This window comes from Cellulomonas marina (genome assembly GCF_900111925.1).
Classification (GTDB): Bacteria; Actinomycetota; Actinomycetes; order Actinomycetales; family Cellulomonadaceae; genus Cellulomonas; species Cellulomonas marina.
This window is the reverse complement of sequence record NZ_FOKA01000004.1, coordinates 61,656-79,798: the sequence shown is the minus strand read 5'-3', so window position 1 is coordinate 79,798 and position 18,143 is coordinate 61,656. Positions and strand designations below refer to the sequence as shown.

Below are 18,143 nucleotides of genomic sequence, written 5' to 3'. Positions count from 1 at the left end.
GAGAGCAGGCACACGGCCACCATCGGCACCGCCGCGCCGCCTGTGACGGGACTACCAGGCCTTCCGCCCCCGAACGGATGCGCCGACGCCCGCGGGATGCCAGCGTGTGCGCCATGAGAGTCGTCGTGGTCGGAGCAAGCGGCAACGTCGGCACGGCGCTCCTGCGGCGCCTGCGCGACGACGCCTCGGTCCCCGTGGTGGACGGCGTCGTCCGACGCGTCCCGCGCGGCCGGGTCCCGCGCCCCTACGACACGGTCCGCTGGACGGCGCTCGACCTCGCCGCCGACGGTGCCGACGCGCCCGTCGTCGAGGACCTCGCCCGCGTCATCCGCGGGGCCGACGCCGTCGTGCACCTCGCCTGGGCCATCCAGCCGAGCCACGACCGCGGCTACCTGCGCCGCGTCAACGTCGTCGGCACGCGCCGGGTCATCGCCGCGGTCGCGGCCGCACGCGTCCCGCACCTCGTGGTGGCCTCGTCCGTCGGCGCGTACAGCCCTGGTCCCGGGGACGTGCTGCGCGACGAGCAGTGGCCCACCGACGGCATCCGCTCGTCGTCGTACAGCGTGGACAAGGCGGCCGTGGAGCGGCTGCTCGACGAGGCGGAGGCCGCCCACCCCTGGCTGCGCGTGGCGCGGGTGCGGCCGGCGCTGGTGTTCCAGCGGGCGGCCGCGCACGAGCAGGTGCGCTACTTCCTGGGCCCGTTCGTGCCGAAGCGCTGGCTGGCCGGCAAGGCGCCGGTGCTGCCGTGGCCGACGGGGCTGCGCCTGCAGGCCGTGCACGCCGACGACCTCGCCGACGCGCTGCGCGAGGCGGTCGTCCGGCAGGCGCGCGGGGCGTTCAACATCGCCGGCTCGGGCATCGTGCACGGCAAGGACGTCGCCGCGGTCGTGTCGAAGGGCGAGCTCAGGGACGTCGAGCCGCACGTCGCCCGCACGGCCATGTCGCTGGGCTGGCACGCGCGCGTCGTCCCCGCCGGCCCCGGCTGGCTCGACATGGCGCTCGGGGTGCCGCTCATGGACACGACCCGCGCCGTCCGCGAGCTCGACTTCCGCCCGGCGCACACCGGCCTCGAGGCGGTGACTGAGGCGCTGCAGGGCATGGCCGACGGCGCCGGCCACGCCTCCCCGCCGCTGCGCCCGCGCAAGCTCTGAGCGCCGAGCTGTGACAGCCTGCGGCGCATGAGCGACGTCACCACCCCCCGCACGACCCCCCGCACAGCCCTCGTCACCGGCGCCGGCCGGGGCATCGGCCGCGGCATCGCGCTCGGGCTGGCGGCCGCCGGCTACGACCTGGCGCTCGTCGGGCGCACGCGCGCGCACCTCGAGGCGGTGGCGGAGGAGGTCCGGGCGGCCGGGCGACGAGCGGTCGTCGCGGCGGCGGACCTCGTCGACGGCACGGCCGTCGCGGACGCGGTGGCCCGCGCCGAGGTCGGCCTGGCCGAGCAGGGCGGCATCGGCCTGCTCGTCAACAACGCGGGCGTCATCGAGGCGGCGGAGCTGCCCTTCGACCAGGACGACGTCGAGGACGTCTGGCGCGTCGTCGAGACGAACGTCCGCGGCCCCGTCCTCGTCACCCACGCGGTGCTGCCGGCCATGCTCGCCCGCGGCGCCGGCCGGGTGCTCAACATCAACTCCGGCTCGGGCCACCGCCCCATGAGCGCGTACACGGGCTACGGCATCAGCAAGGGCGCGCTCGCCCGCCTCACGACGATGCTCGACCACCAGCTCCGCGACCGCGGCATCCGCGCCCTGGACCTGGCCCCCGGCGTCGTCCGCACGGACATGACGGCGGGCATGCCCGTGCACGACGACCGCACGGAGTGGACCTCGCTCGACGAGGTGTCGGCGCTCGTCGTCGCGTTCGCGGACGGGCAGCTCGACGCGCTGTCCGGCCGCTTCGTCCGCGCCGGCGCGGACACCCCCGACACGCTGCTCGCGCAGGTCGACGAGATCGTCGCCCAGGACCTGCGGACCCTCCGCCTGCCGTAACGCCGCCCGATCCACGCGCTTCCGCCGACCGGCCGCCGCACGAGCGTCCCGGCGGCCGTCGCCGGCCGTGGTCGACGGCACACCTCGTCGGGCACCACGGGCCGGGCCCAGCCGGGACGATGGGCGTAGATCCCGACGACCGGCAGGAGCAGCGTGAGCGAGCAGCAGGTGCACTTCGCGATGGTGGCCGGCCCGGGGGAGGCGGCCATGGCGATCGACAGCCTCCGGCGCATCCGCCGGCTGTACCCCGACAGCCGGATCTTCCTGCGCGAGGACGCGACCACCGACGGCACGCGCGAGGAGCTGGAGGCGGTGCGCGACGAGCTGGGCCTCGACCTCAGCAGCAACCCGACCAAGAACGGCTACCACGGCATCAGCCGCACGCTGTTCTCCGTCCTGCGCGAGGTCGCGGACGCCACCACGGGCCCCGGCATCGTCGTCAAGTGCGACCCGGACGGGGTCGTCGCCACCGCCGACGCCCACCGCCTCGCGGCGCACCTTGCAGCGCGCCCGGGCATCGTCGGCGCGGTCGACGTGGCGCCCAGCGGCCAGCCGCGCGACCACCGGTGGTCCCGCGAGCGCATGCTCCAGGACGTCCGCTGGCCGATCGGCCCGAAGAAGACGGAGAAGGGCCTGCGCGTCGGCTACCCCTGGTGGCGCGGCGCGTACCGCGCGGCCGTCGCGAACGGCTACCGCCCCGGCACCGGCGTGCAGGCCGGCGTCTTCGCCATGTCCCTCGACACCGTCCGCGCGCTGCGCGACTCCGGCTTCCTGGCCGGGATGGACGCGCCCTACCCGTTCCTCACCTACGAGGAGGACTACCTGCTGGCGCTGGGGACGAAGTCCGTCGGGCACGAGCTGCACGAGCTGTGGGACGTCCTGGACTCCTGGTGGGTGCAGTACAAGCCGCCCGTCCCGCTGACGCCCGACGAGGTCGCGGTGCGCCGCCCGTTCGCCGTGCACCCGCTGAAGAACACCCCGGACGGGTGGGCCCTGCGCGCGAGCCTGCCGTAGGGGCGCCCGCGCCCGCTACGGTCGGGCATGGCCGCCGACGCCCATGCTCACGCGCACGCGCACGCCCCCGCCCGCACCGACGCCCGTGACCCGGACGGCGCCCGTGGCCTGGCCGCCGCGTCCTCGCGCCGGCAGGCGCTCGTCGGGCTGCTCGTCCTCGCGGCCGTGGCGGGCACGATGGCCGTCATCGCCGCCTCGACCGTCGCGTACCTGACCGCCTCGGGCCCGTGGACGGTCCCGTACCGCCTGTCGCCCGACGACGAGCGGACCATCCCGGCGGCGTGGAGCGCGATGATGCTGCTGGCCGCCGCGGCGGTGGCCGTGCCGGCCGCGGTCCGGTCCAGCCGGCTGTACGCGTGGGTCGCGGCGGGGGCGCTGCTCATGGCCGCCGACGAGTGGGCCGCGCTGCACGAGACCCTCGAGCGGGACCTCGGCGTCGACTGGCAGGTGCTCTACGCGCCGCTCGGGGTGGTCGCCGTGGTGCTCGCCGTGCTGCTGCTGCGGCGGCTGTGGCGCACGGACCGGCGCACGCTCGCGCTGCTCGTCGTCGTCGCCGCGCTGTGGGGTACGTCCCAGGTGCTCGAGGCCTTCGAGTGGGACGGCGACGTCCAGCGTGCCGGCTACGTCGGCAAGATGCTGGTGGAGGAGGCGCTCGAGACGACGGGCAGCCTCGTCCTGGCCATCGCGCTGCTGCGGCCGGCGGGCCTGCTGCAGCCGTGGGCGTCACCGCGGCGCGAGCGCATCCGACGCGGCCGCCGCGGAGCTGAGTGAGAGCCTCGGTCCGGGCCGTTCCCGTCACCAGTCGGACCCGCAGGGGTACGCACCGCTACCGACGCGCCCGGTACCCCTCGAGCACGGCGTCCACGACCCGCGCCGTCCGGAGTGCGCTCTCGCCCGTGCTCGGGCACGTCCCCGTGCCGCGGAGTGCGTCGACGACGGCCTGCACGAGCGGGAGCTGCACGGCCTCGGGGTCCGGCGCCAGGACCTCGCGCGTGCCATGGGCCGTCACCACGGTGACCGAGCCGTCCTCGAAGCAGGGGAACCGGAGGGTGCCGGCCGTCCCGGCGATCTCCACCACGTCGAGGGACTCCTGCACGTCGTAGGACCACAGGCCGACGCCGTGCACGCCGGAGGCGAAGGTGAAGGACGCCGCCACGGTGTCCTCGGCGGCGAACCTGCCCCCGAGGTTGGCGACGTGGGAGGCGACGCCCGTGACAGGGCCGAGCAGCATGTCCAGCACGTCCAGCGTGTGCGACCCCAGGTCGACGAACAGCCCGCCACCGGCCACCTCGGGACGCACCCGCCACGGCGGCGGGTCGGTCGGCCAGTGCCCCGTCGGCTTCTGGGTCCGGACGACCACCGTCCGCGCCTCGCCGATGGTCCCGTCCGCGAGCAGGTCGCGCACGGCCAGGAAGCGGGGGAGGGCGCGGCGGTAGTAGGCGACGAACAGCGGGACACCCGCGGCCGCGCACGCCGCGAGCATGCCCTCGCACTCCTGGGCCGTCCGCGCCATGGGCTTCTCGACGTACACCGGCTTGCCCGCGGCGGCGGCGCGCAGGGTGAGCTCGGCGTGCGTGTCGGGCGGGGTCGCCACGTACACGGCGTCGACCGCGGGGTCGGCGAGGAGCGCGTCGGCGTCGTCGTACCAGGACGGGACGCCGTGGCGCCTCGCGTAGTCTGCTGCCTTCGCGCCGTCGCGTCGCATGACGGCGACGAGCTGGGAGCCACGCGCCTGCTGGAACGCGGGACCGCTCTTGCGCTCCGTCACGGCGCCGGCACCGAGGATCCCCCAGCGGACCGGTGCGGCGGTCGGGTGCTCGCTCACCCGACGGACGTTACCCGCGCCACCTGCGGGGACGGGCCACGCGTGTGCTCCCGGTGCCGCACGTGTCAAGTGAGGGACGGCACCAGCCGACGAAAGGGCATGACCACGACCACGCTCCGACGGTGCGTCACGGCGGCGGCCGTGCTGCCCCTCGCCCTGCTCCTGGCACCGAGCGCCGGTGCCGCCCCCCTCGGGCCGACCGTCGACGGGCTCCCGCTCGCGGGTGCGGTCGTCGCGCCGCAGACCACGGTCAGCGCGCCGCCCGTCGCCGGGACGGCCAAGGCGAAGTTCGTCGTCGACGGCACCTACCTCGGTGCGGACTCCACGGCGCCCTTCACCTGGCCCCTCTCGCTGGCGCCTGGCGCGCACGAGCTCGAGGTGCGGCTCTACGACGGCCAGAAGGCCTCGCTCGGCCGCGTGGAGGTGTCCTTCACGGTCAGCGCGACCGCGGCGGCCCCGACCACCCCGCCGACGGCGACCCCCACCCCGATCCCCACGCCCACGCCCACCCCGACGCCCACCCCCACGACCCCCGCGCCGACCCCGACCCCCACCCCGCAGCCGACGACACCGGCCCCGACCCCCGGCGCCGCCGTCACGGTGAGCACCGTCGCCCAGCTCGAGCGCGCGCTCGCCACCGCCGGGCCCGGCAGCGTCATCGACCTCGCGCCGGGCCGGTACGTGCGCGCCGGCGGTTCCCGGTGGGTGGCGGCGGCGAACGGCACGTCGGCGCAGCCGATCACGCTGCGCGGTCCCCGCACCGCCGTGCTGACCTCCAGCGGTGTGACCGGCGACTACGGCCTGCACATCACGGGTGACCACTGGCGGGTGCTCGGCCTCTCGGTCCGGGACGCGACGAAGGGCATCGTGCTGGACGGCAGCGTGGGCACGGTGCTCGACGGCGTCGACGTCGGCACCATCGGCGACGAGGGCGTGCACTTCCGCGCCTGCTCCTCCGACGGCGTGCTGCGGAACTCGTCGGTGCACGACACCGGCCTGCGCGCGCCGCGCTACGGCGAGGGCGTGTACGTCGGCTCGGCCAACTCGAACTGGTCGAAGTACAGCTGCACGGACGGTCGCGACAACTCCGAGCGCGTCCTCGTCGAGAACAACGTCTTCACGGACGTCCCGGCCGAGGGGGCTGACCTCAAGGAGGGCACGGAGTCCGGCACGCTGCGCGGCAACGTGTTCGTCAACGTGGGCTTCTCGGGCGAGAACTCCGCGGATTCCGCGGTCGACGCCAAGGGCAACGGCTGGCTCATCGAGGGCAACGTGGTGCGCGGCGCCTCGGGCGCGTTCCTCGACGGCTTCCAGACCCACACCGTCTACAGCGGCTACGGGACGGGCAACGTGTTCCGCGGCAACGTCGTCGAGGGCACCGTGAAGGGCTTCGGCATCGGCCTCTACCCGGTCTCAGGCAACGTCGCCGACGCCACGAACAGCGCCGCCGGCGCGGTGATGGGCCTCGTCGGCTCCAACGGCCGGGCCATCAGCCCCACGAGCTGACGGACCGGCAGCAGGCGGCGCCGGCACGGATCGCAGGTCCGGGCCGGCGCCGCGTGCGCGTCAGGCGGGAGCGGGGGCGGCCCCCACCTGACGGAGGGCGAATTCGAGCGAGTCCGCGTCAGCGGTGCCGAGGTCGACGGTGCTCGACATGAGCGGGCGGCCGAGCGCCCGGTAGTCCCAGCCGGCCGCGCGGTAGGCGTCCGCGTCCAGCGCGTGGCGCCCGTCGACCACCTTCCGCTGGGCGACGAGCCAGCCCATCATCTCCGGGTCGGCGTGCCGGAACTGGTCCCACTCGGTGAGCAGCACGACCACGTCCGCCAAGTGCACCGCCGCCGGCAGGGAGTCGACGTAGGCCAGCTCGGGGTAGGCACGCCGTGCGTTGCCCATGGCCTGCGGGTCGTACACCCGCACGACCGCGCCCTCCTCGTGCAGCATGCGTGCGACGTCGAGCGCCGGCGCGTCGCGCACGTCGTCGGAGTTCGGCTTGAACGCGGCGCCGAGAGCCGCGACGCGGACCCCCTGCAGGGCGCCGCCCGCCAGCTCGCGCACCAGGTCGACCGTGCGCCGCCGCCGCCGGTTGTTGATCGCGTCGACCTCGTGCAGGAACGCCACGGCCTGACCCACACCGAGCTCGTCGGCCCGCGCGGCGAAGGCGCGGATGTCCTTGGGCAGGCAGCCGCCGCCGAAGCCGAGGCCCGGCTTGAGGAAGCGCCCGCCGATGCGTGCGTCGTAGGACAGCGCCCTGGCCAACAGGTTGACGTCGGCGCCGGTCGCCTCGCACACCTCCGCCATGGCGTTGATGTACGAGATCTTCGTGGCGAGGAACGAGTTGGCGGCGACCTTGACCAGCTCTGCCGTGGGCAGGTCGCACTCCACGAGCGGCGTGCCCTTGTCGAGCACGGGCGCGAACGCCGCCCGGAGCTGGGCGGACGCCCACGCCGATGTCACGCCGAACACGAGGCGGTCCGGCGTCAGCGTGTCGGCCACCGCGTAGCCCTCGCGCAGGAACTCGGGGTTCCAGGCGAGCTCTACCGCCGCGCCCGCCGGCGCCGCGGCCTGCAGGCGCTGGGTGAGGGCGGCCGCCGTCCCGATCGGCACGGTCGACTTCCCGACGACGAGGGACTTGCGCGTGAGGTGCCGCGCGAGGGCGTCGACCGCCGCGTGCACGTACGTGAGGTCGGCGGCCTGCGAGCCCTTCGTCTGGGGCGTCCCGACGCAGACGAAGTGGACGTCGCCGAACGCCGCCGCCTGCGCGAAGTCCTGCGTGAACCGCAGACGCCCGGTCGCGAGCGTCTCGCGCAGCAGGTCCTCCAGCCCGGGCTCGAAGAAGGGCACGCGGCCGGCCGCGAGCGCCTCGATCTTGCGGGCGTCCACGTCCACGCCGAGCACCTCGAAGCCCAGCGCCGCCATGCACACGGCGTGCGTCGCGCCGAGGTAGCCGGTGCCGATGACGGTCATGCGAGGTCGGTCCACCACGGGCTCCACGAGCCGGACGGTGCTGTGGGTCTGGTTGTTCATCGGTGCTCCTCGGGCCCGAGCGGATAGGGGACGGTGCGGTGCTGCCGTGCAGGTGCGGTGGTGCAGGTGCGGTGGTGCCGTGGCGCCGGTGCGGGCGTGCGAGGCGGGGCGACGGTCAACGGCAGTCGACGTTGCTGAGACCGGCGGAGCGGCCGTCGCCCTCGAGGCGGTTGTCGCAGCGCACGACGTTCTCGTTCACCGGCCGCAGGGCGACGAGGTGCCCCTCGTCCGCGTCGATGGCGCCGCTGTTGCCGGTGAAGACGTTGCGCGTGCCCCAGCCGTCGGCGACGTCGTGCGTCTGGAACCCGTCCAGCGGGCTGAACCGGCCGACGTTGTCCCGGATCTCCCAGTCGTTGCCCTTGACGTCGACCCAGGAGTCGGCGTCGGTGATGCCGGAGCCGTCGAACTGGTTGTCGTGCAGCACCCCCTCGGAGGTGCCCTCCTTGATGTCGACCGCCTCGCTGGTGGTGGCGTAGATCGCGTTGCGGGCGACCTCGTTGCGGTCGCTGCGGTCCGGCTCGCCGTCGGTGATGCTCTCCCAGTTGCTGGTGGCGGTGCCGATGTAGACCCCCTCGCCGAACTTGCCCCGGCGGTGGCCCGTGTCGCTGATGACGTTGTCCACGACGCGGTTGTCCGTGCTGTGCCGGCGCAGGTGGACCGCCTCGTCGCCGATCCCGTAGACGGTCAGGCCGCTGATCGTCGTGCCGACCGTGCCGTCGGCCATGACGCCCTTCTGCCCGTTGCGGACGGTGAAGCCGTGCAGCAGCCAGTGCTGCGCGCCGTCCAGGTGCAGGACGTAGCCGCCCTCTACCCCGCCGCCGTCCAGGACGGCGTCCGCAGGGCCGCACAGGGTCGCGGGCGCCTCCGACGTGCCCGATGCGGTGATGACGAAGCGCCCCTCGTACAGGCCCGGGCGCAGCCGGATCGTGCTGCCCGGTCCGGCGGCGGACAGCGCGGCGCGCAGCTCGTCGCCGTCCGCCACCTCGGTCGTCGCGGCCCTGCAGAGACCGGTGTCCGGCTTCGGGGCGACCATCCAGCCCGGGAGCGGCGACGGGGAGCTGAGCGACATGCCGTCCTCGTCCTCCTCCTTCTCGTCGTCGTCCTCGGCTTGTTCGTCGTCGTCACCGGACGGCTGGTCGTCTGCGGCTCCCGAGCCGGACACCAGCGGTGCGCCGCTCGGTGCCCCGGTCGTCGTCGCCACCACCTCGCCGGGCACCTCGCCGGCCGCGGTCGTCACGGCCGGTGCGGCGTCCGGCCCCCCCTCGGAGCAGGCCGTCAGGACGACCACGAGGGCGAGGAGCGCGAGCGCGCGCCGCGCGGGTGCACGGCTCACCCCTGGCCCTCGTCACCGGCGTGCCGCCCTGCGCCGACGAGGTCGCGGGACGGGACGACGCCCACCCGCACCGGCGGCTCGACCAGCTCGGCCAGGCGCCGCTGCGACTCGTAGGGGTGGCGGAAACCGCGCTGCCGTCGCTTGCGGCTGCCGGCGACCGCGGTGCCGACCAGCAGCAACGCCAGCAGGGTCCACATGACAGTAAGAGGCTGCATCGCGTTGCGCACGACCGTCCAGAACGGCTTGGTGCTCGCCCATCCGGACGTGTCGTTCTCCCCGATCTCCGCACCCTCGCTGCGCTTGCGGTCGATCGCGCTCGGCCCCCGGCCGCCCATCGTGTTCTCCGAGACGACCGTCCCGGCCACCGTCCCCACCAGCGTCACCGCGTGCAGGGAGTGCTCGCTGAAGGTGTTGCGCTGGATGGTGGCAGCCGAGTCGCGCACGTAGATGCCGTCGGGACCGCCGGCGATGATGTTGCCGGTTAGCACCGTGCCCGTGACCCCGTCTCGGACGGCGATCGCGTGCCGCTCGTTCTGCTCCAGGCGGTTCCCGACGAGCGTGACCTTGTGCGCCGCCTCTCGCACCACGATGCCCATGTCGTTGCCGATGACATCGTTCGCGTTGACGTCGACGTTCCTCCCGCCGACGATCTCGATCCCGTAGCGACCGTTGTCCGACGACACGCTGTTCGACACGGAGTTGTTGCCGTAATCCCCGACAGGCATGCCACTCGCGTTCGGACCGTCCGCCAGTGGTGTGCCCCGGACGACGATGCCGCTGCCGCCGTTCCCGCTGCTGTGGTCCTCGGTCAGAACGATGCCCGTCGTGGCGCGTGCGAGGACGATGCCGTCGCCCGCGTTGTCGACTGCGCGCGTGCGGCTTACAGCTGCGTTCACGACGAAGCGGTGCATGACGAGACCGTCGACGAGGCTGCCGCTGATGACGGAACGGTCGATGTCGACGCCGTTGGCGCTCGAGACGAACAGGCCGAACGCGTTGCCCTCGAAGGTGCAGTCGTCGATCTTCGCGGAGACGTAGCTGTAGCCGAGGTCCTCGTCGTCCTGCTCCGGCACGGGGAGCTCGCCGGCGGGTAGCAGGCCGTCGACCGGGTCGACGGGATCAGCGACCTCCTCGCCTGCGGCACCCGCGCCCGCTGCGTCGGTCTCCCCCGGCTCGGTCGCCTCCTGCTGCGCCTTGACGGCGTCGCGCAGCAACCTGCCGTACGCGTCCAGGGTGCCGTTCACCGGCAGGTCGGTGCCGGTCAGGGCGACGCCACCGGTCCTGCCGCTCCAGAAGCCGAGGTACCGGAACTCGGTCCCCGTCAGCTCGACCTGGCCACCGATCGAGCGGATGTATGCGCGGCCGTCGGCCGTCTCCACGTCGGGGGCACCGGCATCGCGGTCCCAGCTCGTGATGCTCACCGGCGCTGCCTCCGTGCCACGCGTCAAGAGGTTGCCGCCAAGGTTGACGATCGAGACGAACCGGTCCGCATCGCTCGCCAGCCTCACCTCCAAGGGACCGGCGGCGCTCAGGTCGAGCGTGGCGCCCGTCTGGATGACGATGTTCTCGCTGAGCAGGTACGCGCCGTCGGGCTCGCGGACGAACGTCTGCGGCGCGAGCGTGAGGAGGTCGGCGAGTGTGTACGGCTCTTCGCGCTTGGCGAGCACCAACGTGTACGTCGAACCGGTGCTCAGGCGGTACGGCCCAGGGACGTCCAGATCTCGCCACCGGATCATGCTGCCGACCGTGCGCACCTCGGACAGCCGGGCTTCCTCGTCCGCGACGAGTGCCGGTTCGGTGATCGTGTTGCCGGGGTAGGCGACCTCGCTCGTCACCTCGTCGGGTGCCTCGCCGGCGTGCGCGTGCGCCGGACCTGCTGGGCTGAGGAGGGCACCCACCACAAGGGCCGCCGTCGCGACCACCGCACGCGTCGTCTGCCGGCTCACGCGAGCACGTCCGTTCCGGTGCGCCCGCTGCGGCGGGTCGGTGCCGGGGCCAGAGCGGCGCCGGCCTCGACGAGCACGTCGGCGGGGCGTGGCGCCGGTGCTTCGCGACCCTGCAGGGACGCCGATGTCTGCCCGTCGCCACCCGTCTGGTCCGCGTGACGCGTCAGCCATCCCTGCTTGTTCATGGTCACGAAGGCGTACAGCTTGATGGGCAGGGCGACGAGGATGACGACCAGGGTGAGCAGCGGCAGCAGGACGAGGTCGCGGGGGTGCCTGCGCAGGTGGGAGAACCCCCGGATGCCGCGGCCCAGCAGCACCCATGCGATCGCGAGCAGCACGCTCACGACGGTTCCCTCGATGCGGGCGAAGAAGAGGTAGCCGAGCGTGATGCCCATGGTCACTGGTGTCAGCAGGATCTGCAGGACGGTCACCTTCGTCACGAACGGCGTCCTCCACAACCATCCCTTCCCTGCGGCGGTCAGGTAGCAGCGGTAGGAGTTGCGGCTCCACCGGATGCGCTGCTTGACGAACGCCCGGAATGACGACGGGAACATTGACAGAGCCAGGGCGCTCGACTGGTGGACCGTGCGGTAGCCGGAGGCCAGCACGAGCCACGTCAGCCGGCCGTCGTCCCCCGCGATGCAGCGGCGACCCATGAAGAACTCGTTCTCTAGGTTGTCGAGCACGGGGACGACCGCGGCCCTGCGGTAGGCAGCGGTCCGTCCCGAGAGGCACGCGACCGCGCCTGCGGCTCCCATCGCCGGGACGTAGTCGTAGTAGCGGAGGTTGACGAGCCAGTCCGCGATACGCCGCCAGACGCTCGTCTCGCGCGCGAAGACGTTTTGCTGCGTGCCGACGCCTCCAACGGCAGAATCGACGAATGGCATCTGCACCGCGTCCAGGAGCCCCGGCCGCCACTGGGTGTCGGAGTCGACCAGCACGAGCAGCTCGCTCGTGGCCAGCCTCATCCCGACACCGAGTGCGGACCGCTTGCCGGCGTGCTTGAACATGACCGGCACGACCCGGGGGTCGCCGAGGGCGAGGATGCGCTGCTCCGCCTCGGTGTCCGCGACGTCGAGCACGATGATGATCTCGGTGGGGTTCTGCTCGAGCCACGTCGCCAGGCACTCCATGAGGATGTCGGGGTCCTCGTGGAACGAAGGCACGACGACTGATGTGCTCGTGCGGAAGTCGTTGACGACGGGCCGAGCGCGACGCGACAAGACGACCCGGTAGAGCCACAGGCCCCAGACGACCAGGCCGGCGAAGGCGAGGGGGAACGCCTTCCACAGGTCCTGAGGGGTGATCTCGCCGACCACGAACCACTGGTCGGGCAGGAGCTGCGCGGTGAACGGCATCAGCAGTCCTCGGCTGGTGGGAGGGGGGCGGCCGCGGGGCGGTCGCCGTCCGGATGCCTGGACGCTAGGAGGGGGGAGGCCGGTGACGGCAGAGCGAGGACTACCCGTTTCGTCCGTTTTCACCCGCGTACAGCTGCACCAGGTGTCACCCGATGGAGCGAAGTGCCACCTGCGTACCGCCTTCGGCGACCGTCCCCATGGTGCGTAGCACGTCCGCCAGCTCACCGCGCGTGGAGACGGCGAGCTTCGCGAAGACGTTGGAGACGTGACCCTCGACGGTCCGCACGGAGAGCTGGAGCAGCCGCGCCACCTCCGCGTTGGGCAGCCCGCGCGCGACGAGGGCCGCGATCTCGCCCTCCCGTGGCGTGAGACCGCGGACCCGTGCCGGCTCGCCGACGCCCGGGACGCGGACGCTGCGGGCGCGGATGGAGCGCATGCGTCGAGCGTGCTCGACGTCGGCTGGGACGGCGTGGTGGACGTGCGCCAGGCGGGCGACCCCGAGGGCGAGGATCCGATGGCCCTCGTCCTCCGCCATGAGCGCGATCCGCGCGAGGGCGTCCCCGTCCCCGTCCCGGACGGCCGTCGCGAGGGGCAGGGCGCCAGCGGCCACGGGCCCCCGCACCTGCCGGGCCGCGCCGAGCAGGGGAGCCGCTGCACCCTCCCGGCCGAGGACGAGCGCGGCGAGCAGGAACCGCAGGGCTGTCAGGTGCCGTCCCGCGGCGAGGTCCGCCGTCCCCTCGTCGAGCAGGAGCTCCGTCGCCCCCGTGTCGCCCGCGGCGCCACGCGCCCACAGGTGCAGCAGGGTCCAGCACCGGCGTACCACCCACGGCGCGCGTGCCATCACGGGCTCGGCCTCCGCCACCGGAGGGCGAGTCCCCTCGAGCGCGTCCGCGGCGACCAGGGCGACGGACGCCAGGCGGGACGCGAGCAGCTCGGACGGTCGCTGGGCCGCGGCGACCGGTCGGAGCCATCGCCGGGCCGCCTCGACGTCACCGCGCACCAGCAGGCCGAGCCCTACGACGAGGTCGTGGTGGTACGTCGCCGTGGCAGGCCGCAGGTCGCCGAGCAGCGGCCACGGCGCGGGCGCGGGCTGCGGCACCCCGTCCTCCACGGTGGCCGCCGCGACCGCCTCGCCGGTGAGGAAGCGCAGCAGGAGCGGGACCAGGTACTGGTCGCCCGCGTCGTGGTGCGGGTCGGGCTCCGTCATGCCCGTGGCCCCGCCGCTCAGCGCCGCGGCGACGTCGAGGCGGGCGGCGAGCAGCCGCCGCCACCGGGCGACCAGCGCAGGGTCCGCCGTCCCGTCGGCCGGTCGGACGAGCTCCTCGCGCAGCAGCGCGACCGCTCCGAGGGCTCGGCCCTGGTGCAGCTCGCGGCAGGCCCGGAGCCCGTGGGGAGTGGCACCCGTGCGGAGGCGGTCCCCGGTGGTCAGCGACTCGAAGAGGTGCTCCGCCCAGGACTGCCCGCCGCCCTCGGGCACGACGTCGAGCGTCTGCTGCAACGACCAGGCGACCAGGTGGCACAGGTCCGCGTCCGCGAGGTCGAGCGCGGGGAGCTGCACCAGCGCCTCCAGCGCGGCCGCGGTCCACCCCTCTTCGCGCGCCAGCACCACGGCACGCAGCAGGGAGAGCACCTCCGGGCTCTCGTGGGGTGCAGCGGCTGCCAGCGTCGCCCGTGCCGCCACGAGGTTGCCCGCCTCGACGGCGGCGACGACGGCGGACGCCGCCAGGCGCACGGGGACGGGGACGCGGCACGCCGCAGCCCAGCGGGTCCAGCCCGCACCGCACGCGGTCCCCGGTGCCGGCGGGCCGTCGGGGTAGCACGCCTCCAGCAGTCGGGAGCGCCGGGTGGGCCCCGCCTGCGCGCGTACCGCGGCGGCGACGACCTCGTCCATCGGTGCGACCACGGTGTCGTCCTGCTCGACGAGGCGCACGAGGCCGCTCCGCAGCAGGACGTCCAGGGCGTCCTGGTCGACGGCTCGCCGCAGCGTGCCCACGGCGAGCCCACCGGACAGGGCGAGCGCGTCCAGCAGCGACCGCTCGGTCAAGGACAGGGAGGCCACCGCCGTGGGAACGGCCGAGAGCAGCGCCGGCAGCGGACGGGCGCCCCACACCAGCGAGTCCAGTGCGGTCTCGAGGCGGACCGCCGGGTCGGCGCCCGGGGCGGCGTCGTCGGCCATGTCGAGGACGGCGGCCACCGAGCGCAGGTGCCCCCGGGTCACCCGGTGCAACGTCTGCAGGGACCGTGCGGGCAGCACCTGGCCCCACCGGGCCTCGACCAGCCGCCCCAGGGCCGCACGTCCGAGCGGCCGGACCCGCACGACGCCGAGCACCCCGTCGAGAGCGGCTGCGCGCAGGTCGGGGGGCAGGTGCTCCACCTCGTCGGTGAGCAGCACCAGCCGGCACGCGTCCTCGGCCGTCAGGGCGAGCAGGAGCAGGCTGCTGGCAGAGTCCAGGTGCTGGGCGGCGTGCACGGCGAGCACGACGGCCTGCCCCGCGCCGAGCGCGTGGAGCCGGCGCGCGACCGCACCCAGGGCGTGCGCCGGTCCCTGCAACGCCTCGGGCTCCTCGTGCAGCAACGGCAGCAGGGCCGCGTAGGGGACGTCGCGCGAGGCGGCGGACGCGCGCAGCGTGAGCGCGACCCCTGCCGCTCGCTCGAGCACCTGGTGCGCGAGCGTCGAGGTGCCCACCCCGGGCGCCCCGACGACGACGAGCCCGCGACGACGTGCGTCGGACAGCGCGCCGAGCGCCTTGTCCAGCACGGGTCGCTCGAGGAGCGTGCTCCCGTCGGTCGGCATCGCTGCTCTCCCCCCGGGTTGCCGCGCGGCCGCCCGCCTCCCATGCTGCCGAAGTGGCGGGGCCGGCGGGCCCGGTCCACTGTGGCACTGGTCATATCCGGACGAAAGACCCAATGCCGGAACCGCGCCAGGTCCGACCGCTGGGCCTGCTGCAGCCGTGGGCGTCACCGCGGCGCGAGCGCCTCCCGGAAGGCGGCCACGGACGCCCGTGAGCTGGCGATCCGCCAGTCCGTCTCCTTGTCCTCGTCGAACCACGCGACGGCGAGCAGGCCGGGCTGCGCGTCCGCCCAGGCGAACAGCGCCCGCACCCAGGCGGCCTTGTCCCCGCCGAGCTCGGTCGAGGCGGTCTCGGCGATCATGAGCGGCTTCGTCGGCGCCACGGCCCGGACCTGCGCGAGCGTCTCGTCGAAGACCTCCGCCGGCGTCTGCCAGCGCTTGCCGGGCGCGCTCGTGCCCCAGTTGTAGCCGTCCACGGCCACGACGTCGACGTACGCGTCCCCGGGGTACAGGCCGGCCAGCGGTGTCGAGCCGGGGTAGACGACGTTCGGCGACCACACCCACGTCACCTGCCGCGCGCCCCGGGCGGTCAGGACGTCGTGCACGTGCCGGTAGGCGCGCACGTAGTCCCCGGCCGCGTTGGCGTTGACGCCCGTGCCCCACGGGTACCAGTCGCCGTTCATCTCGTGCCCCCAGCGCACCTGCACCGGTCCGCCCCACCGCGCCAGCACGTCCGCGAACGCGGCGAGCTGCGCGTCCCAGCGCCCGCCGGCGATCTCCGTCAGCCGGTACGCCGGCTGGTCGACGCCGCCCGTCCACACCCACGGCTCCCAGGTGATGACGGGCACCGAGCCGTGGTCGACGACCGCCTGCAGCTTCGCGGGGTCCGGCAGCTCACCGAGGCCGGTGTACCAGTGCACGTACTGCACGTGCCGCCCGACGAGGGTCTCCGTCGCTCCTAGCGCCCGCGCGTCGAGCGGCCCCCACGGCACGGTCGTGCCAAACGCCGGCCGCGCCGCCGTGCGCACGGCCACGGTCCCGGGCGGGCACAGCGACCCCTCCGCGACGATGGCGCCGGCCGCACCGCTCGTCGTCCCCGCCGCCGTCACGTCCACCCCCGCCTGCGCCACCCCGACAGGTCCGACGAGCCCCGTCACCAGCACCCCGACGACGAGCGCCGTCCACCGCCGGCGACCCGATTCCACCACGCCCGCCCCATCGACCACCGGGCGGCGGCCTCGCGCGATCGGGTGGCGACGTCAGCCGACGGTGTGACCTGCTCCTGACCTGCACACCGACCTCACCCGCCCGGCCCTGCCCGGGCGAAACGGACATCCCTACGGTTCCGGACGAACCACCGTGCTGCCTCACGACGGCGTGAGACCCCTCCCTCGACCGTCAGGAGTCCCCATGTCCGCCGTGCTCGCGCACGCCACCACCGCCCTCGGCTGGGTGCTGTTCGTCGGCATCTCCGTCATCGGCGTCCGCATGCTGTCCTACTGGCGCAGCTTCCTGTTCTCCTGGCGGCGCTACCGCCACCGCGACGTCGTCTCGACCGCCCAGCTGCGCCTGACACCGGTGCCGTTCGTGAAGGTGCAGATCACCACGCGCGGCTCGGCCGGCAGCAGCGAGGTCATCCAGCGCGGCATCGACAACGTCATGGCGCTCGCGGCGGAGGACCCCGAGTTCTACGGCGAGATCCTGTCCGTCGAGGTGGTCACGGAGTCCCTCGACCAGGCCACGCTGCTGCACGACCGCTACGCGCCGGCCCCGGTCGACGTGTCCGTGCTGCTCCTGCCCGCCGACTACCAGACGCCGGGCGGCACCCAGCTCAAGGCGCGCGGCCTGCACTACGCCGTGGAGCGCCGCCGGGCCGGCTGGAACGCCAAGCCGGGCCGCACCTTCGTCGTGCACTACGACGAGGAGAGCGTCCTGACGCCCTCGGAGTTCCGCAAGCTGCTGGCGCACCTGGCGACGACGGACAAGAAGGTCCTCGAGGGGCCCATCTACTACCCGCTGGAGTACCTGGACGCGAGCGCCCTGTGCCGTGCGATGGAGGCCAACCGCCCCGTCGGCTGCTTCGAGTGCCGTCAGGTCATGGAGGACGGCGTCCCGCTGCACCTGCACGGCTCCAACCTCGTGGTCGACGAGGCCTTCGAGAACGAGATCGGCTGGGACATCGGGGCGCTGGACGGCCAGCCGCTCATCGCGGAGGACTACGTCTTCGGCATGAAGGCGTTCACCGCCGCCGGCAGCGAGGTCTTCGGCTGGCACGGCTGCGCGATGCTCGAGCAGCCGCCGTTCTCCGTGCGCAGCGCCTTCAAGCAGCGCCACCGCTGGATCTTCGGCGTCCTGCAGGGCATGGCGCTCAACCGCCGCCTGCCGGAGTTCCGCGCGCTGCCCGCCCGCACCCGCGCCGGCATCGTGTGGGGCACCCGCTTCCGCATCGGCACGTTCGCGCTCGGCGCGGTCGTCGGCTCCCTGTCGCTGCTGCTCCTGCCCGTCCTGCTCACCCGGTCCGTGGCCGCCCTGCTGCACGACGAGACGTCGCCGCTGCCGTGGCCCGCCATGACGTGGCTGGCCGTGCTCGGCGCCCTGTGGCTCGGGTCCGTCGGCATCGGCGCCTGGTACAACGTGGCCGAGGCCGGCATGAGCCGCGGGCACCGCCTGACGGAGATCGCCCGCGCCGTGGCCATCGCCCCGGTGGCAGGCCTCATCGAGAGCGCCGCCGGCCTGTGGGCCGTCACCGAGTGGGGCATGGGCCGCCGCGAGGTGTTCTGGCAGCCCACCCCCAAGACGAAGTCCGCCGACGCGACCGCCGTCTGGTCCGCCGAGGAGGAGCTCGCCGCGCTCGCGGACTGAGC

At 74.1% G+C, this 18,143-nt stretch carries 13 protein-coding genes; 6 read left to right on the top strand and 7 right to left on the bottom strand.

Annotated features, from left to right (window positions below; translation table 11 throughout):
- The first annotated feature begins 113 nt into the window (after window positions 1–113).
- The 4 genes from BM048_RS05735 (at window position 114) to BM048_RS05720 (ending at window position 3,773) form a co-directional block, all read left to right on the top strand.
- Window positions 114–1,151 carry an NAD-dependent epimerase/dehydratase family protein gene (locus BM048_RS05735; RefSeq protein WP_090031444.1) on the top strand — a complete coding sequence of 346 codons (1,038 nt, stop codon included), beginning with the start codon at window positions 114–116 and terminating at the stop codon, window positions 1,149–1,151.
- A 27-nt stretch (window positions 1,152–1,178) separates the two neighbouring features.
- Entirely contained in the window at window positions 1,179–1,988 is an 810-nt protein-coding gene (locus BM048_RS05730; protein ID WP_090031443.1) for an SDR family NAD(P)-dependent oxidoreductase, read from the top strand.
- Window positions 1,989–2,141: 153 nt separating this feature from the next.
- Window positions 2,142–3,002, top strand: coding sequence for a glycosyltransferase (locus BM048_RS05725; protein WP_090031442.1), 861 nt, complete (start codon window positions 2,142–2,144; stop codon window positions 3,000–3,002).
- A gap of 27 nt (window positions 3,003–3,029) precedes the next feature.
- Window positions 3,030–3,773, top strand: coding sequence for a hypothetical protein (locus BM048_RS05720; RefSeq protein ID WP_090031441.1), 744 nt, complete (start codon window positions 3,030–3,032; stop codon window positions 3,771–3,773).
- A 55-nt stretch (window positions 3,774–3,828) separates the two neighbouring features.
- Here BM048_RS05720 and BM048_RS05715 read toward each other — a convergent pair whose 3' ends face one another.
- The gene (locus BM048_RS05715) at window positions 3,829–4,827 is read right to left on the bottom strand and encodes a Gfo/Idh/MocA family protein (RefSeq protein WP_090031439.1); all 999 of its coding nucleotides are present in this window, start codon (window positions 4,825–4,827) and stop codon (window positions 3,829–3,831) included.
- Between the two features lie 99 nt (window positions 4,828–4,926).
- Here BM048_RS05715 and BM048_RS18090 point away from each other — a divergent pair, with 99 nt between their 5' ends.
- Complete coding sequence (locus tag BM048_RS18090; RefSeq protein WP_175499332.1) at window positions 4,927–6,333, top strand: right-handed parallel beta-helix repeat-containing protein; 1,407 nt, start codon at window positions 4,927–4,929, stop codon at window positions 6,331–6,333.
- 60 nt (window positions 6,334–6,393) lie between these two features.
- On the opposite strand, the gene BM048_RS05695 is transcribed toward BM048_RS18090, so the two are convergent.
- The 6 genes from BM048_RS05695 to BM048_RS05670 form a co-directional block, all read right to left on the bottom strand.
- Window positions 6,394–7,851, bottom strand: coding sequence for a UDP-glucose dehydrogenase family protein (locus BM048_RS05695; RefSeq protein WP_090031433.1), 1,458 nt, complete (start codon window positions 7,849–7,851; stop codon window positions 6,394–6,396).
- A gap of 115 nt (window positions 7,852–7,966) precedes the next feature.
- Window positions 7,967–9,184, bottom strand: a complete 1,218-nt coding sequence (locus tag BM048_RS18085) for a right-handed parallel beta-helix repeat-containing protein (protein WP_175499330.1) — start codon at window positions 9,182–9,184, stop codon at window positions 7,967–7,969.
- Window positions 9,181–11,130, bottom strand: coding sequence for a right-handed parallel beta-helix repeat-containing protein (locus tag BM048_RS05685; RefSeq protein ID WP_175499328.1), 1,950 nt, complete (start codon window positions 11,128–11,130; stop codon window positions 9,181–9,183). The genes BM048_RS18085 and BM048_RS05685 overlap by 4 nt, the downstream gene beginning before the upstream one ends.
- Window positions 11,127–12,488: a glycosyltransferase gene (locus tag BM048_RS05680; RefSeq protein ID WP_090031430.1), complete on the bottom strand. Its 1,362-nt coding sequence runs from the start codon at window positions 12,486–12,488 to the stop codon at window positions 11,127–11,129. The genes BM048_RS05685 and BM048_RS05680 overlap by 4 nt, the downstream gene beginning before the upstream one ends.
- Window positions 12,489–12,633: 145 nt before the next feature.
- Window positions 12,634–15,282 (bottom strand): helix-turn-helix transcriptional regulator, encoded by a 2,649-nt coding sequence (locus BM048_RS05675; RefSeq protein ID WP_090031428.1) that lies wholly within the window; start codon window positions 15,280–15,282, stop codon window positions 12,634–12,636.
- A gap of 164 nt (window positions 15,283–15,446) precedes the next feature.
- On the bottom strand, window positions 15,447–16,487 hold the full coding sequence (locus BM048_RS05670; protein WP_175499326.1) for a glycoside hydrolase family 26 protein: 1,041 nt from the start codon (window positions 16,485–16,487) through the stop codon (window positions 15,447–15,449).
- 202 nt (window positions 16,488–16,689) lie between these two features.
- Here BM048_RS05670 and BM048_RS05665 point away from each other — a divergent pair, with 202 nt between their 5' ends.
- A complete protein-coding gene (locus BM048_RS05665) occupies window positions 16,690–18,141 on the top strand; it encodes a glycosyltransferase family 2 protein (RefSeq protein WP_090031426.1) in 1,452 nt (483 codons plus the stop codon).
- Window positions 18,142–18,143: the final 2 nt, after the last annotated feature.

Coding starts and splice junctions, on each gene's coding strand:
- BM048_RS05735 (WP_090031444.1), top strand. CDS start 114: ATGAGAGTCGTCGTGGTCGGAGCAAGCGGCAACGTCGGCACGGCGCTC.
- BM048_RS05730 (WP_090031443.1), top strand. CDS start 1,179: ATGAGCGACGTCACCACCCCCCGCACGACCCCCCGCACAGCCCTCGTC.
- BM048_RS05720 (WP_090031441.1), top strand. CDS start 3,030: ATGGCCGCCGACGCCCATGCTCACGCGCACGCGCACGCCCCCGCCCGC.
- BM048_RS18090 (WP_175499332.1), top strand. CDS start 4,927: ATGACCACGACCACGCTCCGACGGTGCGTCACGGCGGCGGCCGTGCTG.
- BM048_RS05695 (WP_090031433.1), bottom strand. CDS start 7,851: ATGAACAACCAGACCCACAGCACCGTCCGGCTCGTGGAGCCCGTGGTG.
- BM048_RS05680 (WP_090031430.1), bottom strand. CDS start 12,488: ATGCCGTTCACCGCGCAGCTCCTGCCCGACCAGTGGTTCGTGGTCGGC.
- BM048_RS05675 (WP_090031428.1), bottom strand. CDS start 15,282: ATGCCGACCGACGGGAGCACGCTCCTCGAGCGACCCGTGCTGGACAAG.
- BM048_RS05665 (WP_090031426.1), top strand. CDS start 16,690: ATGTCCGCCGTGCTCGCGCACGCCACCACCGCCCTCGGCTGGGTGCTG.